Annotated in this window: 23 protein-coding genes and 2 pseudogenes; 11 read left to right on the top strand and 14 right to left on the bottom strand. The window is 71.5% G+C overall.

Annotated features, from left to right (window positions below; translation table 11 throughout):
• Positions 1-7: 7 nt before the first annotated feature.
• The 4 genes from IE318_RS33510 (at position 8) to IE318_RS33495 (ending at position 4,794) form a co-directional block, all read left to right on the top strand.
• Positions 8-1,351, top strand: coding sequence for an ABC transporter substrate-binding protein (locus tag IE318_RS33510; protein WP_189906414.1), 1,344 nt, complete (start codon positions 8-10; stop codon positions 1,349-1,351).
• An 8-nt stretch (positions 1,352-1,359) separates the two neighbouring features.
• Positions 1,360-2,169: a rhamnogalacturonan acetylesterase gene (locus tag IE318_RS33505; protein WP_189906495.1), complete on the top strand. Its 810-nt coding sequence runs from the start codon at positions 1,360-1,362 to the stop codon at positions 2,167-2,169.
• Positions 2,170-2,186: 17 nt separating this feature from the next.
• Positions 2,187-3,509: a pectate lyase family protein gene (locus tag IE318_RS33500; protein WP_189906412.1), complete on the top strand. Its 1,323-nt coding sequence runs from the start codon at positions 2,187-2,189 to the stop codon at positions 3,507-3,509.
• 160 nt (positions 3,510-3,669) lie between these two features.
• Positions 3,670-4,794 (top strand): pectinesterase family protein, encoded by a 1,125-nt coding sequence (locus IE318_RS33495; protein ID WP_189906410.1) that lies wholly within the window; start codon positions 3,670-3,672, stop codon positions 4,792-4,794.
• Positions 4,795-4,825: 31 nt separating this feature from the next.
• Here IE318_RS33495 and IE318_RS33490 read toward each other — a convergent pair whose 3' ends face one another.
• From IE318_RS33490 to IE318_RS33460, 7 genes are all read right to left on the bottom strand, one after another.
• The gene (locus tag IE318_RS33490) at positions 4,826-5,047 is read right to left on the bottom strand and encodes a hypothetical protein (RefSeq protein WP_189906408.1); all 222 of its coding nucleotides are present in this window, start codon (positions 5,045-5,047) and stop codon (positions 4,826-4,828) included.
• On the bottom strand, positions 5,044-5,508 hold the full coding sequence (locus IE318_RS33485; protein WP_189906406.1) for a hypothetical protein: 465 nt from the start codon (positions 5,506-5,508) through the stop codon (positions 5,044-5,046). The genes IE318_RS33490 and IE318_RS33485 overlap by 4 nt, the downstream gene beginning before the upstream one ends.
• Complete coding sequence (locus IE318_RS33480; RefSeq protein ID WP_189906405.1) at positions 5,505-5,975, bottom strand: hypothetical protein; 471 nt, start codon at positions 5,973-5,975, stop codon at positions 5,505-5,507. The genes IE318_RS33485 and IE318_RS33480 overlap by 4 nt, the downstream gene beginning before the upstream one ends.
• Before the next feature lie 396 nt (positions 5,976-6,371).
• Positions 6,372-6,635 (bottom strand): hypothetical protein, encoded by a 264-nt coding sequence (locus IE318_RS33475; RefSeq protein WP_189906403.1) that lies wholly within the window; start codon positions 6,633-6,635, stop codon positions 6,372-6,374.
• A gap of 52 nt (positions 6,636-6,687) precedes the next feature.
• Positions 6,688-7,128, bottom strand: a complete 441-nt coding sequence (locus IE318_RS33470) for a hypothetical protein (RefSeq protein WP_189906401.1) — start codon at positions 7,126-7,128, stop codon at positions 6,688-6,690.
• Positions 7,129-7,145: 17 nt separating this feature from the next.
• Positions 7,146-11,414, bottom strand: coding sequence for a DUF6531 domain-containing protein (locus IE318_RS33465; protein ID WP_189906399.1), 4,269 nt, complete (start codon positions 11,412-11,414; stop codon positions 7,146-7,148).
• Positions 11,404-11,769, bottom strand: coding sequence for a hypothetical protein (locus IE318_RS33460; protein WP_030180069.1), 366 nt, complete (start codon positions 11,767-11,769; stop codon positions 11,404-11,406). Before IE318_RS33460 ends, IE318_RS33465 begins: the two co-directional genes overlap by 11 nt.
• A gap of 237 nt (positions 11,770-12,006) precedes the next feature.
• Between IE318_RS33460 and IE318_RS33455 the strand changes: the two genes are divergently transcribed.
• Complete coding sequence (locus IE318_RS33455) at positions 12,007-12,801, top strand: HAD family acid phosphatase (RefSeq protein ID WP_189906397.1); 795 nt, start codon at positions 12,007-12,009, stop codon at positions 12,799-12,801.
• A gap of 43 nt (positions 12,802-12,844) precedes the next feature.
• Here the strand turns inward: IE318_RS33455 and IE318_RS33450 are convergent.
• Positions 12,845-13,530 (bottom strand): annotated as a pseudogene (locus IE318_RS33450) (hypothetical protein); the annotation flags it as partial.
• Here IE318_RS33450 and IE318_RS45500 point away from each other — a divergent pair.
• Positions 13,497-13,592, top strand: a pseudogene (locus tag IE318_RS45500) (IS5/IS1182 family transposase); the annotation flags it as partial. The pseudogenes IE318_RS33450 and IE318_RS45500 overlap by 34 nt on opposite strands.
• Before the next feature lie 57 nt (positions 13,593-13,649).
• On the opposite strand, the gene IE318_RS33445 reads toward IE318_RS45500, so the two are convergent.
• The 6 genes from IE318_RS33445 to IE318_RS33420 form a co-directional block, all read right to left on the bottom strand.
• Positions 13,650-15,098, bottom strand: a complete 1,449-nt coding sequence (locus tag IE318_RS33445) for a peptidoglycan D,D-transpeptidase FtsI family protein (protein WP_189906395.1) — start codon at positions 15,096-15,098, stop codon at positions 13,650-13,652.
• Positions 15,099-15,159: 61 nt separating this feature from the next.
• A complete protein-coding gene (locus IE318_RS33440; RefSeq protein WP_189906493.1) occupies positions 15,160-15,855 on the bottom strand; it encodes a response regulator transcription factor in 696 nt (231 codons plus the stop codon).
• Between the two features lie 17 nt (positions 15,856-15,872).
• A complete protein-coding gene (locus IE318_RS33435; protein ID WP_189906393.1) occupies positions 15,873-17,132 on the bottom strand; it encodes a sensor histidine kinase in 1,260 nt (419 codons plus the stop codon).
• Positions 17,129-18,175 carry a hypothetical protein gene (locus IE318_RS33430; RefSeq protein ID WP_229903917.1) on the bottom strand — a complete coding sequence of 349 codons (1,047 nt, stop codon included), beginning with the start codon at positions 18,173-18,175 and terminating at the stop codon, positions 17,129-17,131. The genes IE318_RS33435 and IE318_RS33430 overlap by 4 nt, the downstream gene beginning before the upstream one ends.
• A 137-nt stretch (positions 18,176-18,312) precedes the next feature.
• A complete protein-coding gene (locus tag IE318_RS33425) occupies positions 18,313-18,783 on the bottom strand; it encodes a GNAT family N-acetyltransferase (protein ID WP_030180085.1) in 471 nt (156 codons plus the stop codon).
• 3 nt (positions 18,784-18,786) lie between these two features.
• A complete protein-coding gene (locus IE318_RS33420) occupies positions 18,787-19,560 on the bottom strand; it encodes an IclR family transcriptional regulator (protein ID WP_030180087.1) in 774 nt (257 codons plus the stop codon).
• A 141-nt stretch (positions 19,561-19,701) separates the two neighbouring features.
• Between IE318_RS33420 and IE318_RS33415 the strand changes: the two genes are divergently transcribed.
• From IE318_RS33415 to IE318_RS33395, 5 genes are all read left to right on the top strand, one after another.
• The gene (locus tag IE318_RS33415) at positions 19,702-21,231 is read left to right on the top strand and encodes an aldehyde dehydrogenase (NADP(+)) (protein WP_078917410.1); all 1,530 of its coding nucleotides are present in this window, start codon (positions 19,702-19,704) and stop codon (positions 21,229-21,231) included.
• 44 nt (positions 21,232-21,275) lie between these two features.
• On the top strand, positions 21,276-21,884 hold the full coding sequence (locus IE318_RS33410) for a DUF1349 domain-containing protein (protein WP_030180093.1): 609 nt from the start codon (positions 21,276-21,278) through the stop codon (positions 21,882-21,884).
• A gap of 48 nt (positions 21,885-21,932) precedes the next feature.
• A complete protein-coding gene (locus tag IE318_RS33405) occupies positions 21,933-22,166 on the top strand; it encodes a GNAT family N-acetyltransferase (RefSeq protein WP_189906489.1) in 234 nt (77 codons plus the stop codon).
• Between the two features lie 75 nt (positions 22,167-22,241).
• Entirely contained in the window at positions 22,242-22,958 is a 717-nt protein-coding gene (locus IE318_RS33400; RefSeq protein ID WP_030180099.1) for a DsbA family oxidoreductase, read from the top strand.
• A gap of 70 nt (positions 22,959-23,028) precedes the next feature.
• Positions 23,029-24,126: an aminotransferase class V-fold PLP-dependent enzyme gene (locus tag IE318_RS33395; RefSeq protein WP_229903916.1), complete on the top strand. Its 1,098-nt coding sequence runs from the start codon at positions 23,029-23,031 to the stop codon at positions 24,124-24,126.
• Positions 24,127-24,326: the final 200 nt, after the last annotated feature.

Genomic DNA, 24,326 nt, shown 5'->3' with positions numbered 1-24,326 from the left:
CCGATCAATGAAGATCAACATCCGCAGAAGCGGGCGCCGCACCGCACTGGCCGTCGCCCTGGGCTCCGCGCTCGCGCTGACCGCCACCGCGTGCGGCGACGACGGCAGCGGCACCGGAGGGAGCAAGGGCTCCGAGGGCTCCGGCAAGGGCGAGATCACCTTCTGGGACAGCAACGGGGGTGTGCGCACCGACATCTGGAAGCAGGTCATCGCCGACTTCGAGAAGAAGTACCCGGACATCAAGGTCAACTACGTCGGCATCCCGGCCGCGAGCGCGCAGTCCAAGTACGACACCGCCATCCAGGGCGGCGGGCTGCCCGACGTCGGCGGTGTGGGCACCGCGATGCTCGCCGAGATCGCGGCCCAGGGAGCCCTGGAGCCGCTGGACGGCAGGCTCGAGAAGAGCTCGCTGAACGGCAGGCTGAGCCCGGGTCTGCTCTCCGTCAGCAAGGCGGCGGGCGGCGGCGACACCCTCTACCAGGTGCCGACCTCGGCCAACAACGGCACGCTGTGGTACCGCACGGACCTGTTCAAGAAGGCCGGCCTGGACGCCCCGACCACCTGGTCGAAGTTCTACGAGGCCGCCGACAAGCTCACCGACAAGGGCAAGAACGCCTTCGGCTTCACCATCCGCGGCGGCGAGGGGTCCATCGCCCCGGCCCTGGACGCGGTGTACGGCCAGACCGGCATCACCTCCTTCTGGAACGGCGACAGGACCACCGTCAACGACCCGAAGAACGTGGCCGCGCTGGAGAAGTACGTCGCGCTGTACAAGAAGGACACCCCGTCCGCCGACGTCAACAACGACTTCACCAAGATGGTCGCCCAGTGGGACAGCGGCACCATCGGCATGCTGAGCCACAACCTCGGCTCCTACCAGGACCACCTGAAGGCGCTGGGCAAGGACAAGTTCCGGGGCATCCCCAACCCCACCATGGACGACGGCACGCGCGTGCAGGTGTCCAACCCGGTCGACGGACTCGGCCTGTTCAAGGCGAGCAAGAACAAGGCGGCCGCCTGGAAGTTCATCGAGTTCGCCCTCTCGCACGAGGAGAACTCCAAGTTCAACGAGTCCGCCGGGCAGGTGCCGGCCAACACCGACGCCGCCAAGGACGCCTGGATCCAGCAGAGCGAGCCGACCAAGCTGGCCGCCGAGGCGCTCAACGGCGCCAACACCAAGATCGTGCAGCTGCCGTACTACCTGCCCGACTGGAACACCATCTCCAAGGCCGACAACGAGCCGAACTTCCAGAAGGTGCTGCTCGGCAAGATGACCGCCAAGGAGTTCCTGGACACGTTGGCCGAGCAGCTGAACAAGGCGCAGGCCGAGTGGAAGCAGCAGAAGGGCTGATCAGCGCCGTGTCCCTGACCCGCAGACAGGTAGGCTCCGCGGCCCTCGCCGCCGTTCCGCTCGCCCTGGCGGCGACCGGAACGGCACGGGCCGCGGGTCGCCGCACCCGCACCCTGTACATCGCCGGCGACTCCACCGCCGCGCAGAAGTACACCGACGAGGCCCCCGAGACCGGCTGGGGCATGGCCCTGGCCTTCTTCCTCCGCGACGGGGTGACGGTCGCCGACCACGCCGTGAACGGCCGCAGTTCCAAGAGCTTCATCGACGAGGGCCGGCTCGCGGCGATCCTCGCCGGGATCCGGCCGCACGACATCCTGCTCGTCCAGTTCGCGCACAACGACGAGAAGTCCGCCGACCCCACCCGCTGCACCGAGCCCTGGACGACGTACCAGGACTGCCTGCGCCAGTACATCGACGGGGCGCGGGAACGCGGCGCCCGGCCCGTGCTCGCCACCCCGGTCGAGCGGCGCCGCTTCGACGCCGACGGCAACGCCGTGCCGACCCACGGCGACTACCCGGCGGCGATGCGCGCCCTCGCCGAGGCCGAGCGCGTGCCGCTGCTCGACATCGAGGCGCTGTCGCTCGCGCTGTGGCAGCGGCTCGGCGTGGAGGAGACCAAGACGTACTTCAACTGGACCGCCACCGAGCAGGACAACACGCACTTCAACCCGCCGGGCGCGATCGCCGTGGCACGGCTGGTCGCCGGGGAGCTGCTGCGCACCCGCGTGCTCACCCCGCACGACGTCGTCCGGCTGCACGACGAGATCCCCCCGTCCTGGATCACCTGGCCCGAGGCGAGCAGCGCCCCGGACGCGTAAACGAGGAGACCCGCACAGTGCGCAGATCAAAATGTCATGGACGTGTCAGCGCGGTGGCCGTGGGCTGCACGGCCCTCGTCCTCGCCGTCACCGGCACCGCCTCCGCCCAGCCCTGCCACCAGCACACCCCGGACCCCGCCCGCCAGGTGCCGGCCGCCAAGGACGGCTGGGCCTCCTACGGCACCGGCACCAGCGGCGGCGCCAAGGCCGACGCCGCCCACGTCTACACCGTCACCACCTGGGACGCCTTCAAGGCCGCCCTCGCCGACGGCGGCGACCAGCCGAAGATCATCAAGGTCAAGGGGACGATCGACGCCGACGGACCGAGCTGCGATTCCTTCGCCGTCCCCGGCTACGACTTCGACACCTACCTGAAGACCTACGCCCCCGAGACCTGGGGCCGCGACAAGGACCTCTCCGCCGAGCCCGACGACAGCCCCGAGGGCCTGCGCCGCGCCTCGCAGGCACGGCAGGACGCCTACATCAAGGCCTACGTCCCCGCCGACACCACCATCATCGGCGTCGGCAAGGACGCCGGCTTCAACGGCGCCAGCCTGCAGATCAAGGACGTGGACAACGTCATCGTCCGCAACCTCGCCTTCGAGAGCCCGCTGGACTGCTTCCCGCAGTGGGACCCGACCGACACCGCCGACGGCAACTGGAACTCCGAGTACGACAGCGCGGTGGTCTACGGCTCCACCCATGTGTGGATGGACCACAACACCTTCACCGACGGCGACCACCCCGACAGCACCCTGCCGCACTACTACGGCCGGATCTACGAGCAGCACGACGGCGAACTGGACATCGTCAAGGGCGCCGACTACGTCACCGCCTCCTGGAACGTCTTCGCCGACCACGACAAGACGATCCTGATCGGCAACAGCGACAGCGCGTCCACCGCCGCCGTCGACCGCGGCCACCTGAAGACCACCTTCCACCACAACCTGTTCTCGAACCTCGTCGAACGCGCCCCGCGCGTCCGCTTCGGCCAGGTCGACTCCTACAACAACCACTTCGTGGCGGGCGCGGACCACGGCTACAGCTACGGCATCGGCATGGAGTCCCAGCTCGTCGCCGAGCACAACGCGTTCACGCTGCCGAGCGGCATCGGCGCCGGCACGATCCTGAAGAAGTGGAAGGAGGCACCGGTCACCGCCGCCGACAACTACGTCAACGGCAGGCCCACCGACCTGATCGCCGTCCACAACGCCGAGGTCCCCGCCGAGATCCTGCAGTCGGGCGCGGGCTGGACCCCCACCCTGCGCACCCGCGTCGACTCCCCGCGGGCCGTCCCCGCGCTCGTCGACCACGGCGCTGGCGCCGGCCACCTGCGCTGACGCACCGAAGCCGCCGGGCCGGGGCGGACCGGCACACCGCCCCGGCCCACCGGACACGAACCCCCGCCCAGCCGACACGGACCCCCACCCAGCCGACACGGACCCCCACCCCGACAGGCTCCCCATACGAACCCACGCATCCTCGCCCAGGAGCATCCGCATGCCCTCCAGACGGCACTTCCTCCTCGCCTCCGCCGCCTCGGCCGCCGCGCTCGGCGTCGCCGCCCTGCCCGCGGGACCCGCCCAGGCGGCCGAGGTCCCCTTCGGCTCCCATCCCTTCGGCCGCTACGGCTCACCGGCCGCCCGCCTCACCCCGCAGACCCTCTACGTCGACCCGCACGGCCGCGGTGACTTCACCACCGTCCAGGCGGCGGTGAACGAGGCCACCGGCACCGGCCGGACCCTGGTCCTGGCGCCCGGCACCTACCGGGAGACGGTCGCCGTGGACGCCTCCCGCACGGGCATGACCTGGCTCGGTGCCACGGGAGACCCCCGGGACGTGGTGATCGTGTACGACAACGCGGCCGGCACCCAGAAGCCGGACGGCTCGGGCACCTACGGCACCAGCGGCTCGGCCACGACGACCGTCCAGGCCGACGGCTTCACCGCGCACCGCATCACCTTCGCCAACGACTGGCTGCGCGCCGACCACCCGGACATCTCCGGCACCCAGGCGGTCGCGCTGAAGGTGCTGGGCGACCGCTCGGCGTTCCGGCAGTGCCGCTTCCTCGGCCACCAGGACACCCTCTACGCCGACTCGACGTCCCTCGCGGCCTTCCCCCGCCAGTACTTCGCGCACTGCTACGTCGAGGGAGACGTCGACTTCGTCTTCGGCCGGGCCACGGCGGTGTTCGAGGGCTGCCACTTCCACACCCTGAACCGCACGGACCTGGCGGCCGCCCCGTACGGCTTCGTCTTCGCCCCCTCCACCGCGGTCGCCAACCCGCGCGGCTACCTGGTCACGCACGGCCGCATCACCAGTGAGGCCCCGGAGGGGTACTACAAGCTGGCCCGCCCCTGGGTGCCCAGCTCCGACACCACCGCCCGCCCGATGCTCACCGTCCGGGACACCTGGCTGGGCCCCGGCATCGACGCGGTGGCGCCCTACACGAACATGCGCGACACCTACCCCTGGCAGGCCCAGCGCTTCGCCGAGTACCGCAACACGGGCCCGGGCGCGAGGATCACCGTCCCGGAGAACCACCCCCAACTCACCCGGGCTGAGGCGGACTCGGCGACGAGGGAGGCGTATCTGGGGGAGTGGACGCCGTGGAGGGGCCGCTGACCGGACGAGGAGCGGTCGGGGGCGGGCGCGCTCAGCCCAGGCGCCACAGGGCGTAGGCGGCGACCAGCAGCACAAGTCCCGCCCCCGCCATGAGCGTGCCCAGGAACCGCAGGTATCCGGGCGTCGCGAACAAGGTCGGTGACCCGCCGAGACGCCCGCTCGCCGCCCACAGCTCCTCGTTCCTGCGACGGATCCGCTCGGCCCGGCGCGTGGTGATCCCGCGTACGTCGAACGCCCAGGTCACGTCGATCACGCCTCAGCACCACTTCCCCATACCGCCTCCAGGTCCCGGCAGCGCACAGTGATGGACGCGTCGGTCAGTGCGATCTCGTGCAGGCAGCCGCCGTCCTCGTCCGGGAGGATCTCGTCGAGGAGCACGGTGTCGACCGGCATCCAGTCAATGGCGTGGGCGTAGTCGACGGAGAAGTGCCGCACTCCCGAATAGGTGATGCGCAGGCCGGAGTCGTGCTTGAACCTGTTGGGCGCGAATTCCAGGACGAGTCCGCCGCTCCTGTCGGTGGCGAGGTGGACCCCGGCCGGCTCCAGGTCCTTCACACACCGGGTGGCGGCCGCGATGTCGTAATGTCCGGGGTCGGAGGCGAAAGCCGAGGCACCGGCCGGCAACCGATCAAGCAGCTTGGGGAGTTCGGCCAGATAGGCTCTCGGGTCCACGTAGAACCCGCCGGATTCCCAGACGGCCGTGACGTACTTCATGCACGGTCTTCCGAGGCGAGCGGGCGGAACGCCGACAGAGCGTCCTGGTAGTCGGACGATGCCGCATCCTCTGGTGGGAGAGCGCGGGACAAGGCTTCGGCAGCGGATGCGATCGCCGCAGCGAGCTCGGGTGTGGTCGTGCGGGCGATGAGACCGTCCTTCGTGGCGACGGACAGGCCGTCCTTCGCGCGCCGGAAGACAAGACCGAAGGAAGTGTCGACGCCGGTGAACGCGTATGACTTGGCGCTGCTTCGCAGAAAGGTACCCAGGCCGTCCAGGAGTTGCACGACAGACAGGTAGATCATCATGCCTTGGTCCGGGGAGTGTCCCGCCGACTGCGCCGTGCCGAGATCGCCGGTGACGTGGATGTCTCCCAGGTCGAATCCGCTGGGTCGGCCCTGGCCGGGGCGAACGGTGAACTGCACGGTGATCACGGCGCGACTGTCGGCCTCGGCGTAGGCACTCATGTGCATTGAGTGATGATCTCCCAGTCCTTCGCAGGGTCTCTGGGCAGATATTCGCTGAGGTACATGTCTGTGTCTTCGTGGAGGTCATCCTCCAAGTCCCAGACGGACTCACATTCAGGGCACATGAAGAACCTTTGGCCGGTGTCCTTGCGTACATAGCAGCGAACCCAGTCCTGGCCGCAATGGGCGCAGGCGACCTGCTCCATCAGTTCCAACTCCTCGGGAAAGCCGTGATCACTACCACAACACGGGCCCGGGCGCGGCGATCACGGTCCCGGAGATCCGTCCCCAACCCACCCGGGCCCGAGGCAGATTGGGCGACGAGGTCGGCGTACCTGGGCGACTGGGCGCCGTGGAGGGCCCGCTGGCCCGGCGAGGAGCGGCGGGCGGCGGGACTCAGCCCAGGCGCCACAGGGCGTACGCGGCGACCAGCAGCACAAGTCCCGCCCCCGCCATGAGCGTGCCCAGGAACCGCAGGTATCCGGGCGTCGCGAACAGGGTCGGCGACCCGCCGAGACGCCCGCTCGCCGCCCACAGGCCCTCGTTCCTGCGACGGATCCGCTCGGCCCGGCGCGTGGTGATCCCGCGCACGTCGAACGCCCAGTTCACACCGCACCACAGGGCGAGGAGGCCGCCCACGGCGAAGACGACGGTGGTCACCGCGTACCTCCGTTCATTCCGATGGTGAGATGCTGCATCACTCTTGTGCTCGTCATCGCATTGTCACAAAACTCACGACAGGACCGTCCTCGGTTTCGGTCGCGCTGACCTCGAAAGCGCGATCCGGGAAAGCCTCGCGCAAGGAGCGACGCCAGGAGGCGGCGATGTCCTCCGCCAGAGCGAGGGCACCCCTCTCGGATTCCTGGTCCTCTGGGATGTCGATGTACAGCCACAGGCGGAGCTGATTCAGCGTCGCTTCGATCGCTGTGGCGTCGCCCTTCAGGTGCTCGTGCCACGTCCGGAAGTTGTCCGGGGCGTACACACGGTCCCACAGGACACAGCCCGCCACTTCCACGAATTCCGGCATGAGCACACGCGACAAGGCAGCCCAGTCGCCGAGGCCTGCCCGCTGCGAAAGGTAGTCCAGATAGTCGGTGTCTCCGCCCGTCTCCTGCGTCCACCGTCTTACTTCCGGAATACTCTGCGGGTCCATGGGATTCCTCCTCTCCCTCATTGAGGAAGTTCATCGGGCCGGGCGGGTCGCGGCATCTTGTTCCAGGTCAGGAACACCTGCCCGGTTCGGGGATTGACGTTCTTGCGTGTCTCCAGCACATGCGGCGCCGGCACTCCGCCATGCGGCTTCGAATTCGGGTCCACATCGACACGTTTGATGGGTAGCCCCTGATCGTCGTAGACAGCGTAGGCCGTCACGGTTCCGTCGTCCTTTCGACGTACCAGGATCTCGTCGGGCTTCGCCGACTGGGGGAAACGGCCACTGTGCGGGGTCGCGTTCGAGAGGTCGATGCCGCACTTGGGGGCCAGACCCAGGGGATCCGTCCAGCCCAGGGCGTTCGCCACGTAGGCGTACGGGTTGTGCGCGGGCTCCAGCCCGAGTGGGTCCGCAGTGATGTACCGGGCGAGCTCGGGGTCGTAGTAGCGATGCAGGTTGTAGTGCAGGCCGGTCTCGGGGTCGGCGTACTGGCCCGGGAAGCGCAGTGGGCAGTCCACCGTGGGCGCCCTCTCGTCAGGCGCCGGAAGGCGGGTGCCCCAGAGGCCGGTGCGGCGCTGCCAGACCAGGTCTCCGGACGGGGAGACCAGTTCTGTGGGCGTGCCGACCGAGTCCGTGACCACGGCATGGAAACGGGCGGTGCCGGCCGGGTCCGACTCCGCGGCCAGCCGGGCCAGGTAGGACGTGTTGGCCGACGGGGCCGACGGCCTGTGATCGGTCTGGGCCACCGGGCGATGCGTGCCCGGTGCGTACTCCCACGTCGTCACGGCACCGTCCGGGGCCGTCCGTTCGGCCAGTGTCGTGTCGTCCCAGGTGAACTCCGTGCGGTCCGCCACCGAGCCGTCCTCGACGACACGATGTTTGGACACGCGTCGGCCCAGCGGATCGTAGGCGTAGTGCCATTGGACACCGTCCGGGGTGACAACGCCCGTCAAGCGGTCCTCGGCGTTCCAGGAGTAGACCCAGACACGTGACTGGCCGTTGAGGAGTCTGCGCGTCCTGCGCACGAGGCGCCCCTGGGCGTCGTGCTGGTACGTGGTACGCCCGGCCGAGCGGATGAGGGCGCCGTCGAACTCCCGTTCTCCCGACGTGTCGTGGGAAGGAGCACCGGCCTGCACCACGTTGCCGGCCGCGTCGTACGTGTAGGTCTCGGTCCAGCCGTGCGCGCGCACGGCGGTGACCCGGCCCACGCCGTCCAGCTCGAAGCAGCGGGTCCCCGAGGTCAACTCGCGGATCTCGGTCAGGTAGCCGTCTGCTCGGTGAACGTAGGTCCGGTGCTGGAGCAGTCGATCGGCGCCTGTCGCTCGGGGTGTGCTGGTCAGGACCTGTGTCGTCAGCCGCCCCGTCTCGCTCCAGTCCTGTGTAAGCGTTACTCCCTCGGCCAGGAGGCGCTGCGTCTCACGTCCTGCGGCGTCGTACGAGAATTCCAGCCCACCCGCCGCCGAGTACAGGGCGACCGGGCGTCCAGCCGGATCGTACGTCCAGTCAGAGGCGAGCCCGGAGGGCGTCACGCGGCGTGTCCTGTGTCCCAGGGCGTCGTAGCCGTACGTCGTTGTGCGTCCGTTCACCGTTTCGGACAGCACGCGGCCCAACGCGTCCCGCTCCAGTGCCACTTCGGCGTCCGCACCGGTGGCTCGCACGAGGGCGCCGTCCGGACCGTAGTCGAACGTGGTGATGCCGCCGCCCGAGGCACACCGCTGCTCCACCACCCGGCCCACTACGTCACGCGTGAAGAGCAGGGTCTCTCCGGCGCCGTTGGTACGGGAGGCAAGCCTGCCCGCCGCGTCGTGCGCATACGTCAGCGTCCGGCCGTCGAAGTCCGTCTCCGCGACCAGCCGCCCCGCCTCGTCGTAGCGGTAGGACCAGGTCAGGCCCTGAGGGTTGGTGACGCCGGTCAGGCGCAGCTCGGTGTCGTAGGCGAACGCGTACCTCGCACCGTCCGGATCGGTGCGTGTCGCGGGGAGGTCGAACGGTGCGGCGGTCTGGTGTGTGGTGTTTCCGGCCGGGTCCGTGTGACCGAGCAGGTTGCCCTCGGCGTCCCACGTCCAGGACTCGCGGGTGCCGTCGGGGTACTCCCGCCAGGCCGGCTTGCCCTCCACCGTCCACTTCATGCGGGTGGTGTGGCCCAGGGGGTCGGTCACCTCGACGACCCGGCCGAAGGCGTCCCGGCGGACGGTCGTGGTGTGGCCGAGTTCGTCGGTCAGCGCTATGGGCAGACCTGCCCCGTCGTAGGCCACGGTGCGGGTGTGGCCCAGGGCGTTGGTGATGGCGGTGGGGCGTCCCGACTCGTCGTTCGCGTAGCGCGTCTCGGCTCCGGCCGGGTCGACCGTCGTCAGCAGGTTCCCCCGGGCGTCGTACGTGTGGCGCCAGGTGGCGCCGCCCGGCTCGACGACCTCGGTGGGCAGGCCGAAGGCGTTGTAGGCGGCCCGCGCCGACGAGCCGTCCGGCAGGGTGAGTTCCGTGAGGTTGCCGGCCTCGTCGTACGCGTACCGTGTCGTGTGCCCCAGGGGATCGGTCACCGCGACCGGCCGCGACCCGTACTCGTCCCACCCCGTGCGTGTGACGTTCCCCAGCGGGTCCGTCTCCGCCACCACCAGGCCCTCGGCGTTGTACTCGTGGACGGAGGTGTGGCCGAGCGAGTCCGTGTACGTCGTCGTGCGGGCCGTGTCGTCGTAGGTCAGGGTGCCGGACAGGATGCCGTCCACGCCGTCGGTTCGGGTCACGCGACCGCGCTCGTCGTAGACGTAGGAGAACCAGGTGCCGTTGCGGTCGGTCCAGCGGGTCGTCCTGCCGTCGGCGTCGTAGGTGAACCTCATCGGCTCACCGCTGGAGTTGACGACCTCCGTGAGGTTGCCGGACCGGTCGTAGCCGTAGCGCATGACGACCGTGCCCTCGTCGGCCGGGCTCTCGGCGCCGTAGCGGGACGGGGGCTCGTCCAGGAGGCGCAGGGCGGTGATGCGCGGGCCCCAGGTGTCGACGGCCACGTAGGAGCCGCCCGAGTGGCGGATGCCGAACGGTACGCCGTCGTCGTCGCGCTCGATGTCGATCCGGTTGCCGTTGCGGTCGCTCCAGGACTCCAGCGGCAGATGGAAGGTGCCGAAGGAGGCCGCCGGGACCGGCGCGGCGAAGGTGCGGACGACGCCCGTCGCCGGGTCCGTCACCGTCATCGCGCCGTCCGGCTTGCCGTCCCACTCCAGTGGCCAGCGGGCGCCCTTCACGGGCAGTGTGGGCACGCCCGGCTCGGGGACCGGGTACACCAGGCGCATGCCGTCCGCCGCGGCGAAGACGACGCCCTCGCCGTCGATCTGGAGGCACTCGTCGAGAGTGGAGATCCAGGTGGGGCCGAAGCAGACGCCGCCGCGGTACGACGACAGGTGGGTGCGTGTGAACTCCAGCGGCAGCGCCCCCGGCAGGCTCAGGTCCGTCTGCGTCATCAGCATCGCGCCGGTCGCCACGTCGATCGGCTCGCCGACGCAGGGGGTGCGCTCGGCGTTGCGGGCCGCCGGGCCCAGTTCCACCAGGTCCGGGCGGAGCGACGGCGGGCGCAGCAGCGGCGGGGTGATGTCGCCCAGCCCGCCCTCGAGACCCGCCTTCAGCACGCCGCCGCCCGCGCCCAGCGCGCCGCCGAAGATCATGCCGTCCTTGGCGGCCTGGTTGATCTCGTCGAGGCTCAGGCCGTGCTGCAGACCGGTGGCCATCTTCAGGGGCTGGGCGACGGCGAGGTCGACGGTGACCGACTCCACCCCGCCGAAGGCGGCGGCGACCAGGGTGCCCGCCGCGATCTCCGCCACCGTCGCGGAGACGGCCACCCCCAGAGTGGCGCCGAGTTCCACGATCGCGTCGGCGACGGCCACCGCGGCACCCGACGCCAATCCCGCCGTGAAGAACGCCAGCGCCACGCCACCGGCGATGACGGCGGCGTCGATGCCTATCTGCACCCAGAGCTTGTGGATGGCGTCGTCGATCGCGTCGGCGAACTTGTCCAGCGCCTTGGCCATCTCCCGCGCGGATTCGGCGAGGTCGCTGAGCCAGCCGCCGTCCTGGCCCCTGGCGTAACGGCCCCAGAACTTCTCGAACGCGTCGATCGCGTGGCCCGTGTTGTGGTGGATGATCGACGACGCGCTGCGGTGCACGGGTCCCCGGACGTCGTCGACCGACTCCGCGAAGGTCCGCCAGGCCTTCGCCGCGTCCCGCAGCTTGCCGGAGTCGGCTTCCGGCCACCACAGGCCCAGCTTCAGAAGGATCTTGCGGGCCTCGTCCTCAACGCTCACCGGCACCGCCGTGCTTGCCGTCGACCTTCACGTCCGTGAAGATGCCCGCGATGAGCCGGTCGTTGTCCACGTGGCCGTCCGCCATGTCGACCATGGCCTCGTGAATGCTCGTCAGGCCCAGCACCAGGATGCCCGCCGAGCTCTCGATCTTCTTCTGCAGCGGCTTGTAGGCGTCGCCGAACTCGTTCCCCTGCTTGTCGTGCCCCCAGGGTTCGCCCAGTCCGTCAAGGGACTTGACGAGCACGGTCAGGGCCTTGCTCAGGTCCTCTGCGCCCTTGTGGAAGTCCGGTGCCGCCCGTTTGATGTCGGCGGTCTTGATGTCCAGGACCTTGCTCGGGTCCTTGCCTTCCCCCACCTGACAGTCCTTCCCCCGTTCGCGATCGCGGCTCACGACCCTAGGGGAGGCGGGTCAAGGGGAGGTCATGTCGCAATCATGTGCGGGCAATGCCGCGTGTGAAGGAATTGCGTATCGATCGGGTAACGCCCCTCGCGACTGGTGCGCAATGCGCGTAGACAGTCCGTGACCTGGTGTCGCGTCATGTGTTTGGCGCGATCTCACCGGTCACGTCCATCGACCAGATCCGGAGATCCCATGCGGAAGTCCCTCAGAGTCGCCGCCGTCGCCGCGGCCTGTGCCGTCGCCGGTGGTGCCCTCTACGGCGCCGGTGCCGCCACTGCCGGGCAGTCCACCGCCAACTCCACCCACGAGCCCTACAACATCGGGCTGCTGACCAAGGACATCGACACCTACTACGGCACCACGCCGGACGCCAACGGCGTCTACCAGGCGTCCCCGGACAGCCCGTACGCCAAGGACCTGGCGCGCATCGACGCCGACGCCAAGCGGTACATCGACAAGGCGGCCCTCCAGGCCGGGCACAAGGGCCACAAGCCGGCCGTCGTGTTCGACATCGACGACACGCTGCTGCTCAGCCTGGACTACGAGAAGAAGAACAACTACGGCTACAACAGCGCCACCTGGGCGGCCTACGTCAACCAGGCCGACCGGCCCGAGGTCTTCGGCAGCCCCGAGCTCGTGCGGTACGCCGCGAGCAAGGGCGTCACCGTCTTCTACAACTCGGGCCTGAGCGAGGCCCAGCGCTCCGCCGCCGTGGAGAACCTGAAGAAGGTCGGCGCCGACGTCAACCTCGACGCCGACCACATGTTCCTCAAGGACGCGGCCAACCCGCCGGCGTACCTGAGCGGCTGTGCCACCCCGGGCGCCTGGAAGTGCACCACCGTCCAGTACAAGTCCGGTACCCGCAAGCACATCGAGGACCTCGGGTACGACATCGTCGCCAACTTCGGCGACCAGTACTCCGATCTCGACGGCGGCTACGCCGACCGCACCTACAAGCTGCCCAACCCGACGTACTTCGTCGGCTGAGCCGCACGGCGCGCGGGCGGCACGGCGTCCGGCGGCCGATCCGCTACGGGTCTGCGCCGGGCGCGGTGCCGCCGGGTGCGGCGCCGTCGGGCGAGGTGCCGTCGCCGTCGCGCGGCGTGAAGTCGCCGGTCACCGACCGGTGCCGGCCCTGCGCGGTGGCCGTCGCCGTGTAGCGGTCCTCCCGCGCGGTCCGGCCGCCGCGGTCGTGGTCGTACTGCCCCGCGAACACCCACGTGCCCGCCGGGACCGTACGCCCGCTCTTGAGCGTCCAGGTGTAGACGAGGAACCCGTTCCGCTCGCCGACCGTGAGGGTGAAGTCCGACTCGGGGAGCGACCGCCAGGCCGCGGTCGAGGCCACCCCGCCGGTCTGGGCGACCTCCAGCCGCACGGTGAGCGCGGTCAGCGGCTCGGAGGTCCTGAGGGTGATGTCGCTCTGCGCCCAGTAGTCGTTGCTGTGCGGGTCCACCGAGGCGTCCGCCCGCAGCGGACCGTCCCGCTCGGCGGTGGCGGGACCGGCGTCCGGGGACGGCACGGGGCTGGGCGCCGGCGGGACCGCCACGGTCTGCCGCTGCGGCCGGGGGTGTCCCGTACCGCGGACGACACCGCGTAGCCGCCCACCGCCAGCACCCCCGCGACCGCGGCCGTCGCCCCGGCCACCCGCAGCCGGCCGATCGCCCCGGTCCGCGCGGCCCGACTGGAAGATCCTCCGCGACTGCCGCCAGAGAGGCGACGGCCTCCACCAGGCCGTCCAGGCCGTCGCCACCATGCACAACCTCGCCATGACAGGGTGAAACAGCAGGGTTAGCCATCACCCAGACACGCCGCCACCAGGCCTTCTGCAACACCCTTTAGCCGGCGAGGGCCGCCTGCATCATCGCCTTGGCCACCGGTGCCGCCAGGCCGTTGCCGCTGACCTCCGAGCGGGCCGCATCCGACTGCTCGACGACCACCGCGACCGCGACCTGCTTGCCCGTCGCCTGCGAGGTGCCGTAGGACGTGAACCAGGCGTAGGGCACCTTGCTGTTGTTCTCGCCGTGCTGGGCCGTGCCCGTCTTGCCGCCCACCGTCACACCGGGGATCCGGGCGTTGGTGCCGGTGCCCTGCTCGACCACCGTGCGCATCGCCGACCGCAACTGCTCGGCGGTGCGGGAGCTGATGATCCGCTTGCTGTCGGTGGAGTCGTCGTAGTTCCGCAGCACGTCGCCGTCGCCGTCGGTGGTCCGCGACACCATGTGCGGGGAGACGAGCTCGCCGCCGTGGGCGATGGCCGCCGACACCATCGCCATCTGGAGCGGGGTGGCGGTGACGTCGAACTGACCGATGCCGGTCAGCGCGGTCTGCGCCTTGTCCATGCCGGAGGGGTACACGCTCGGGTAGGCGCGCACCGGCACGTCCTGTGACTCGTCGTCGAAGCCGAACTTCTCGGCCATCGCCCGCACCTTGTCCTGGCCCAGGTCGACGGCCATCTTCGCGAAGACGTTGTTGCAGGAGTACTGCAGTGCGGTGCGGATGGTGGCGTTCTCGCAGGGGGCGCTCGGGTTCTCGTTCGACAGCACCCGTGTGGTGCCCGGCAGCGTGTAGGGGTCCGGGCTGTCCGTCCTCACGTCGACCGACGAGTACAGCCCGTCCTCCAGCGCGGCCGCCGCCACGACCAGCTTGAACGTCGAGCCCGGCGGCAGCGGCTGGCGCAGCGCGCGGTTCGTCATCGGCTTGTCGGAGTCCTTGGTCAGCTTCTTCCAGGCGTCGCCGTCGCCGGCGCTGAGCACGGTGGGGTCGTACGACGGTGTGGAGACCACCGCGAGGAGCTTCCCGGTGGCCGGGTCGATCGCGACGGCGGCGCCCTTCTTGTCGCCGAGCGCCTCGTAGGCGGCCTTCTGCACGTCCGGGTCGATCGTCGTGATCACGTCGCCGGGCGTGGCCCGCTTGCCGGTGAGGGCGTCGAGCGGGTTCTTCAGCCGGGTGTCCGTGCCGTCCAGGAGGTCCTGGTAGATGCCCTCCAGCTGGGTCGCGCCGTAGACCTGCGAGCTGTAGCCCGTGACCGCCGCGTACAGCTTGCCGTCGACGTACGTCCGCTTGTACTTCAGGTCGCCGCTGGTCTCGGCCGAGCCGGTGATCGAGCTGCCGGCCACGACGATGTTGCCCAGCGGCTGCGCGTACGTCTCGATCGCCCTGCGCCGGTTGTCCTTGTCGTCGGCGAGGGCCTTGCCGTCGTAGAACTGCACCCATGTGGCCCTGGCCAGCAGCGCGAACACGAGCAGCAGTGTGAAGACGGACGCCCGCCTGATCGTCTTGTTCATCCCGTTCATCCCAGTGGAGGACGAGGGGGAAGGGGCGGAACGTTCCCGTCCGCCCGGTTTCTCATCGGACGTTCATGAAGCCCGCCTCGTAGGCGGCGATCACCGCCTGGGTGCGGTCCCGGGCGCCGGTCTTCGCCAGCACCCCCGCCACATGCGTCTTGACGGTGGCGGGGCCGACCTCCATGTGCCGGGCGATCTCCGCGTTGGTCAGCCCGGCCGCCATCAGCCGCAGCACCTCGCCCTCGCGGACGGTGAGCCGCGCCACCCAGGCCGGCGGTGCCACGGACGCGCGCGCGTGCTCCTCGGCCAGCGCCCGTACGGCCGACGGGAACAGCAGGGTGTCGCTGCGCGCGACGAGCCGCACCGCCTGCACCAGGGTGTCGGCCTCCGCCCGTTTGAGCAGGAACCCGGCGGCTCCGGCGCGCAGCGCGTCGTAGACGTAGGAGTCGTTCTCGAAGGTGGTGACGACCACGATCCGGGGCGGGGCCGGGGTGAGCGTGGCGAGGATCTGCTCGGTGGCCCGGATGCCGTCGACCTCGGGCATGCGCACGTCCATGAGGACCACGTCGGGCCGAGTCTCGCGCACGACGGACACCGCCTCGGCGCCGGTCGTCGCCTCCCCGACGACCGTCAGGTCCGGCTCGGCGGCCAGGATGGCCCGCAGAGCGGTGCGGACCATGCGCTCGTCGTCGGCGAGCACGATCCGGATGAGCGGCTCGTTCGCCGGTGGTTCCTGCGGCAGCGGCTCGCTCGTCATACGGGTCCCTTCGACCGTCATACGGGTCCCTTCAGCGGCAGTCGTACCCACAGGCGCCACGCTCCGTCCGCCTCGCCCGCGTGCGCGGCGCCGCCGAGCAGCCGGGCGCGGTCCGCGACGCCCCGCAGGCCGTGGCCGCCGCCGGGCCGGGCGGCGGCCGCCGACGGCCCCTGCCCCAGCGGGTTCTCGACGGTGATCTCCAGGTGCCCGTCCACGGCCTCGATCCGGACCGTGACCGGGACCTGTCCGCCCGCGTGCTTGAGCGCGTTGCTCAGACCTTCCTGGACGATGCGGTAGGCCTCGCGGGAGACCACCGGGGGCAGCGCCCAGGGGTCGGTGTCCACCTCGGCGGTGATGGGCGGACCGTCGGCGCGGGTGCGGCGCAGCAGTCCGTCGAGGTCGGCGGCGAGGGTGGGCGCCGGGGCCGTTCCGGGGGCGTCGCCGTCCCGCAGCACACCCAGGACGGCGTCGAGTTCCCCCACCGTGCGCCGTGTGGTGTCCTCGATCGCGGCGAGCGCCTCCCGTACGAACTCCGGGTCGGTGTCGAGGAGGCGGCGGGCCGCGCTCGCCTGGAGGGTGACGGCGCTGAGCGCGTGGCCCACGGAGTCGTGCAGCTCACGGGCGAGCCGGTTGCGCACGGCGAGGTCGGCGGCGCGGGCCTCGGCGGCGGCCAGCCGGTCCTCGAGGCCGGGCCCGAGCAGGGCCGGCGCCCAGCGGGCGAGGAGGGCGCCGCAGCCCGCCGCGCAGCCGGCGAGCGCGAGCAGGGTCGCCGCGCCCGCGACCGGAGCCAGCGCCAACCCCCAGGGGCGGCCCAGGACTTCGGGCAGGCCGAGCCGGGTGTCGCGCAGGCCCGCGAAGACGGGCAGCGCGATCAGCACCGCCCCGAACGGCGGCACCGACAACGACATGCCGGAGACGATCCCGCCGAGTCCGAGGTGCAGCGTGAACCAGGCCGCCGTACGCCCCTTCGCGGCCCGGCTCCGGGCGGGCCCGTCGGCCAGGGAGCCGGCGTCCACCCCGCACAGCGCGCGCACCGCCGCAACCGACATCGGCCGGGTCAGCGGGAACAGCGAGGTGATCGCGGCCAGCGGCAACCCGACGGCGAATGAGGCCAGTTGCAGCGGCAGCGAGGTGAACACGTCCGACGAGCCGCTGACCGGGCCGACGATCACCGCGCCCACCAGGACGTACGGCATGACGAGCGCGCCGCCGAGGATCAGATGGATCCAGCGGCGGCGCGCCACACGGCCCAGCAGCGGCCGGAAGAACCCCCTCACGCCACCCGCCGGTCCTGTTGCCCCGCGTGTTCGGCCGAGCGCTCGGCGAGGAAGTGCGCGCCCAGGGCCGCCACCAGGAAGCCGCTGATCATCTGGACAGCGTAGACGAGGTTCATCAGCGGTGTGGGCCGGTCGGCGGGGTCCTCCACGGAGGTCAGTGAGGCCAGCGACAGCCAGCCGCCCCAGCAGACCAGGACGCCCGAGCCCACCCAGGCCGGCGCGAGCGGCACGGCCACCGGCAGCCGGCGGCCGCGCCGGAAGGCGAGCGGAACGGCGCCGGCGACGGCGGCGAGGACGAAGCAGACGTCGGTCGCCTCCAGGACGTGGAAGTCGGACGTCCGGTCCGCGACCCGGCCCGCGCTGAGTCCCGCGGTGCCGCCGCACGCCCACGCCAGGTGCATCACCAGCGGGAACAGGGCTAACGCGCAGGCCGCCACGGCGCACGCGCGCTGCGCCGGCCCGACCGCCCCGGCGGGCAGCTCTCCCACCCGCCCGCGCCACACATGCCCCCAGCGGTCCCGGGCGTAGAGCAGGAACAGCACGCCGAGGGCCAGACCCTGCACGATGAAGCCGGTGTACACCACCCCGAACACCCACTCGTGCAGGAACGGCCGGCGGCCGGTGCCGGACGGCCTGTCCACCGCCCCGCCCAGCGCGCGCACCAGCAACTGCAGCGGGTAGCCCGTCATGATCGGCGTGAGCAGCCCCGTGGCCACCCACGCCGGCAGGGCGAGCAGCCAGGCCGGCACCCGCAGCCCCCACGGCCGGGTCAGCAGCAGCGCCAGCACGATCACGGCCCCGTCCAGGAGCACGCCGGCGGTGTTGGCGACGGCCATGGTCGTGCGGTGCTCCAGCAGCGTGCTGCCGTCCGGGATCCCGACGCGGCTCCCCGCGACCCAGGCGGCCTTGAGCGAGAGGTACGGCACGCAGGCCGCGATCGCGACGGCCCGCAGCACGCGGCGCGGACGGTCGAGGACGGCGGCGGGGGTGTCGGCGGTGGGAGCCTCGGCGGTGGCGGGCGGACGGGCGAGCGACTCGGTCATGCCTCCACGCTCCCGCGGGCACCGCGCCCGGGGCCTCCTGCACACCGACGATGCGCCTCCGTCGCGCGGGGGAGGCGCCGTACGCCCCTACGGCGCCTGCCCGTCCGCCCACAAGGCGTTCGCGGCCCTCGGCCGTGTCAGCCGCGCAGGGTGAGCACCGTCTCGTCGATCTCCTCCCCGCGTGCCTGGGCGTACCCCCGGGCCGTCGCGGTCCGTTGGAAGCCGCACTTCTCCAGCACCCGCAGCGAGCCGGCGTTGTCCGAGGCCGCCCGGGCGTACAGCGGGCGTTCGGGGACCTCGGTCAGCAGGGCGCGCAGCGCGGCCGTGGCGACGCCCTGCCCCCAGTAGGCGCGGTCCACCCAGTAGGTGACCTCCCGTTCGCCCGGCTCGCCGTAGACCGCGGCGCTGCCCACCACGTCACCGTCGGCCAGGATCGTGCGCAGCACGACGGAGGAGGTGCGCACCTTGGCCCAGTGGGCGTCGAAGGCGTCCCGGTCGGCCGGGTCCTGCGGGGTGAAGGCGGCCATCCGCAGGGACTCGGGATCGTTCATCTGCCGGAAGAACACGGGCAGATCGCTGTCGTGGACCTCGCGGAGCACGACTTCCATGGCTCACAGCCTCCGGGTGGCGAGCGTCAGGCGGTCACGGGCGTCGAAGAGGGCATCCTTCACCATCTGCTCGTGCGCGGGCGTCAGGCGCGCCACGGGGATCGAGCAGCTGATGGCGTCGCGGGCCGGGGTGCGGTACGGGATCGCCACGCCGAAGCAGCGCAGGCCCAGCGTGTTCTCCTCACGGTCGACAGCGTAGCCCTGCTCGCGGATCTGGTGCAGCTCCTCGATGAGCTTCTCGCGGTCGGTGATGGTGTGCTCGGTCAGCGCGGGCAGCGTCTCCGGGAGCATCTTGCGGACCTGCTCGTCGGTGTACGTGCTCAGCAGCGCCTTGCCGAGCGAGGTGGAGTGGGCGGGCAGGCGGCGGCCGACGCGGGTGAACGGGCGCAGGTAGTGCTGCGACTGGCGGGTGGCCAGGTAGACGACGTTGGTGCCGTCCAGACGGGCCAGGTGGATGGTCTCCGTGGTGTCGTCGGAGAGGCGGTCCAGAGTCGGCCGGGCCGCCGCGACCACCTCGTCGCCGTCGATGTAGGAGGTGCCCACCAGCAGCGCGCGCACCCCGATGCCGTACCGGGTGCCGGTCGCGTCCGTCTCCACCCAGCCCAGCTCGACGAGTGTGCGCAGCAGCATGTACAGGCTGGACTTGGGATAGCCGACGGCCTCCTGGACCGCGGCCAGGGAGTGCATGCCGGGGCGGCCGGCGAAGTACTCCAGCAATTCCACGGTCCGCACCGCGGACTTGACCTGCGCCCCGCCGCCCGTCTCGCCTGCCGCCATCGCCCTTGACCCCTTCGTTCGACGAGGACCTGAAGATATAGTCTCCGGGAGCATATTCATCATCAGAGACAGTGTTCAGTATATCGAACGTCCCTGACGGATGACCCACGTACTGCGGCAAGACATGTGGAGGGACCCGCGGTGGCAGCAGCACCAGTCTGGAGCGTCGATCCCCGTACCGGGAAGCAGCGGGAACAGGTTGCGGTGGAGGCCACAGCGGAGGAGGTGGACGCCGCCGTCCGGGCCGCGCACGCGGCGCGCGGCGCCCTCGCCGACCGCACCGTGCGGGCCGCCTTCCTGCGCACGGCCGCCGACCGCCTCGAGGCGGCCCGGGACCAGCTCGTGGAGGCCGCGGACGCCGAGACCGCGCTCGGCCCGGTCCGGCTCACCGGCGAACTCGCCCGGACCTGCTACCAGCTGCGGGCCTTCGCGGGCATCGTCGACGAGGGCGCCTTCCTCGACGTGATCATCAACCACCCCGACGACACCGCCACCCCGCCGGTGCCGGACCTGCGCCGCTACAAGGTGCCGCTCGGCGTCGTCGCCGTCTACTCCGCCTCCAACTTCCCGTTCGCGTTCTCGGTCGCCGGCGGCGACACCGCGAGCGCGCTGGGCGCCGGATGCCCGGTGGTCGTCAAGGCCCACCCCGACCACCCGGCGCTGTCCGAGCTGGTCGCCAGGGTGCTGCGGTCCGCCGCCGCCGAGCACGGCATCCCCGAGGGCGTGCTCGGGCTGGTGCACGGCTTCGAGGCGGGCATCGAGCTGATCAGGCACCCGCTGGTGGCCGCCGCGGGCTTCACCGGCTCCGTACGCGGCGGCCGGGCCCTGTTCGACGCGGCGGCGGCGCGGCCGGTGCCGATCCCCTTCCACGGCGAGCTGGGCTCCCTGAACCCCGTCCTCGTCACCGAGGCCGCCGCCGCGGAGCGGGCGGAGGCCATCGGCGCCGGGCTCGCCGGGTCGATGACGCTCGGCGTCGGACAGTTCTGCGTCAAGCCCGGCCTGGTGCTGGTCCCGGCGGGCGCGGCGGGCGACAACCTGGTGAAGTCCCTGACGGACGCCGTCAGCGACACCGATGCCGGCGTCCTGCTCGACCACCGCATGCGCGACAACTTCCTCGCCGGCATCGCCGAGCGCGCCGAACTGACCGACGTGGACTCGCCGGTCACCCCGGGCGCGGGCGGCGAGCACACGGTGAGCGCCGGCTTCCTCACCGTCCCGGCCGAGCGGCTGGCCCGTGCGGGCGACCACGACCTGCTGCTGGAGGAGTGCTTCGGACCGGTCACCGTGGTGGCCCGCTACACCGACGACGGCGAGGCCACGACGGTCCTCTCCCGGCTCCCCGGCAACCTCACCGCGACCGTGCACCTGTCCGCCGAGGAGGCGGCCGGCGAGGGACGCGGCGCGGAGCTCCTCGCCGAGCTGACCCCGCTCGCCGGACGCGTCCTCGTCAACGGCTGGCCGACCGGTGTCGCCGTGGCTCCCGCCCAGCACCACGGCGGCCCCTACCCGGCGACCACCTCCACGTCCACGTCCGTGGGCGGCACGGCGATCGAGCGCTGGCTGCGGCCGGTGACGTACCAGAACGCCCCCGAGGCGCTGCTGCCGCCGGAGCTGCGCGACGACAACCCGCTGGGTCTGCCCCGCCGCTACGACGGCCGCCTGGAACGCTGACCCCCCGGGCCGTACGGCGCGGGAAGAACTGGGAGACTCCGGCCATGGACGTAGAACTCCCCGAACTCCCCTTCGCCCTGCGCACCTACGGCCCGGACGGCCACTGGTCCTACGAGGACGGAGTGCTCACCGGCTGGGCGGGTCCCCGGCAGGACCGTTTCGTCCCGCCCACCGGTGAGGCCCTGGACCCCGCCTCCGACGCGCCCCGCCTCCTCGGGGCGCCCGAGGGCGACTTCCAGCTGATCGCCCGGGTCACGGTCGGCTTCAACGCGTCCTTCGACGCGGGCGTGCTCTACGTCCACGTCGGCGAGCGCGCCTGGGCCAAGCTCTGCCTGGAGTACTCCCCGAACGTGCCCACCATCTGCACGGTGGTCACCCGGGGGCACTCCGACGACGCCAACTCCTTCACGGTCGAGGGCAGCTCGGTGTGGCTGCGGGTGAGCCGCACCGGCCGCGCCTTCGCCTTCCACGCCTCCCGCGACGGCAAGCACTGGACCTTCGTGCGCCTGTTCACCCTGGGCGACGAGAAGGAGACGGGCGCGGCCCTGATCGGCTTCATGACCCAGTCACCCCTGGGCGAGGGCTGCGTGGTGACCTACGACCACCTCGAGTTCCGCCCGACCTGGCCGGACGACCTGCGGGACGGCAGCTGATCCGGCCGGACGACCTGCGGGACGGCAGCTGATCCGGCCGGGTCCGGCCTGAAACCGGCGGCGCCCGCCCGTACCGGCATCGGCACGGCTCTGCACCGGGCCTGCGTGGAGCAGTGGCGGGCCGACGGCAGGCGGGCGGCCGTCCTGGAGGTGCGTGCGGACAACGCCCGTGCCCAGGCCTTCTACGTCCGCCGGGGCTGGGTCCCCGACGCGGAGAGGCCGCCTGCCGAGGGGGACCACCGTCTGTTCCTGCGGTACGTCGTGGCCGGGGCCGGGGAATGAAGCGGGCTGGTTGAAGGTTCAGGTACCGGCGGAGAGAGTCTCCGTGGCCGTGCGAGCTGGAGAAGAGCCGAGAGTATGCGTGTCGAAATCTGGACCGATATCGCCTGTCCCTGGTGCTACGTCGGAAAGGCCCGTTTCGACAAGGCGCTGGCTGCCTTCCCGCACCGTGAGCAGGTCGAGGTGGTGCACCGCTCGTTCGAGCTGGACCCGCACCGGGCCAAGGGCGATGTGACGCCCGTGCTCACCATGCTCACCCGGAAGTACGGGATGAGCGAGGCTCAGGCGCAGGCCGGTGAGGACAACCTGGGCGCGCAGGCCGCCGCGGAGGGCCTGGAGTACCGCACCCGGGGCCGCGACCACGGCAACACCTTCGACATGCACCGCCTGCTCCACTTCGCCGAGGAGCAGGGCCGGCAGACCGCACTGCTGGACGCGCTCTACCGGGCGAACTTCGCCGAGGAGCGGTCCGTCTTCACCGAGGGCGACGAACGGCTGGTCGAGCTTGCCGTCGCCGCCGGGCTCGACGCCGACGCCGCCCGCACGGTGCTCGCCGACCCCACCGCCTACGCCGACGAGGTCCGCGCCGACGAACGCGAGGCCGCCCAGCTCGGCGCCACCGGCGTGCCGTTCTTCGTGCTCGACCGGAAGTACGGCGTCTCCGGCGCCCAGCCCGCCGAGGTGTTCACCCGGGCGCTCACCCAGGCGTGGGGCGACCGCCCCCCGCTGACCCTGCTCGACGACGACGGCGCCGAGGCCTGCGGGCCGGACGGATGCGCGGTGCCGCAGCACTGAGCGCTTCCTGAACGCGCAGGTCAGCGCCCATGCATAAGCGTTCCTTGGGAGCTTCGCGCAGAATTCTGCGATGGACTTCGACTTCACGGGGCCGCACAGTGGTCCCATGGAGACCTTCGAGACCCTCGTCCGTGCCGAGTTCGCCCCGAAGAACACCTACCTGAACACCGCCAGCAACGGCCTGCTCCCGGCCCGCACCGTGACCGCCCTGCACCGGGCGGTGCGGCTACGGGCCGAGGGCAGGCCGCTCGGTTCCCTCTACGAGGACGTGGAAGCCGTCCGGGCGTCCTTCGCCCGGCTGGCCGGCGTGCCGGTGGAGCGGGTGGCCACCGGCGCCTCCGTCGCCGAGTACGGCGCCCTGATCGCCGCCTCGCTGCCCGCCGGGGCCGAAGTCCTCACCGCCGAGGCCGACTTCTCCTCGCTGGTGAACCCCTTCCACATGCGCGCGGACCTCACGGTGCGCGTCGTCCCGTTGGAGCGGCTCGCCGAGTCCGTCCGGCCCGGCACCGCGCTCGTCGCGGTCAGCGCCGCCCAGTCCGCCGACGGCCGCCTCGCCGACCTGCCCGCGGTGCGCGCCGCCGCCCGGACGCACGGTGCCCGCGTCTACGTCGACGCCTCCCAGTCGGTCGGCTGGCTGCGCGTCGACCCGGACGGCTACGACTTCCTCGCCGCCGTCGGCTTCAAGTGGCTCATGGGCCCGCACGGCGCCACGTTCTTCGTCGGTCCGGGCGCCGCCGACGGCTTCGGCGGGCTCACCCCGCTGCTCGCCGGCTGGTCCGCCGGTGAGCGGCCCTGGGACAGCTGCTACGGCCCGGTCACCGAACTCGCCCACGCCGTCCGGCGGTTCGACGTCAGTCCCGCCCTGTTCACCTACGCCGGGCTGCGCACCTCCCTCGAACTGATCGAGGAACTGGGCGCGGACGCCGTCCACGCCCACGACGTCGCGCTCGCCGAGCGGTTCCGCAAGGGGCTCGGCTCCCTCGGGCACGAGCCGGTTCCGGCGCCGGGCTCCGCGATCGTGTCCGTACCCGGACTCGGCCACCGCCAGGGCGAGTTGAGTGCCGCCGGCATCGAGGTGTCCGACCGGGCGGGCAACCTGCGGGCCGCGTTCCACCTCTACAACTCGGCCGCCGACGTGGACCGGCTGCTGGACGTGCTGGCCGGGTGAGAACAGCCGGACGGACACAGCCGGGCAGGGGCCTCCCGTCCCACACGAGGAGGCCCCTGCCCTGGATCAGAGGGAGCTCGGGTCACTTCACGGAGTGAAATCCCTCGCCCCGATGCTGCGTTCTCCGGGGGCCAACCCCCGGACCCCCGGCCCGGCTCACCGCACCGGAGTGAAATCCCTCGCCCCGATGCTGCATTGTC

Source organism: Streptomyces spiralis (assembly GCF_014654675.1).
In the GTDB taxonomy this organism is placed as follows: Bacteria; Actinomycetota; Actinomycetes; order Streptomycetales; family Streptomycetaceae; genus Streptomyces; species Streptomyces spiralis.
Note: the sequence above shows the minus strand (reverse complement) of the source record. Positions and strands in the feature narration are given on the sequence as shown.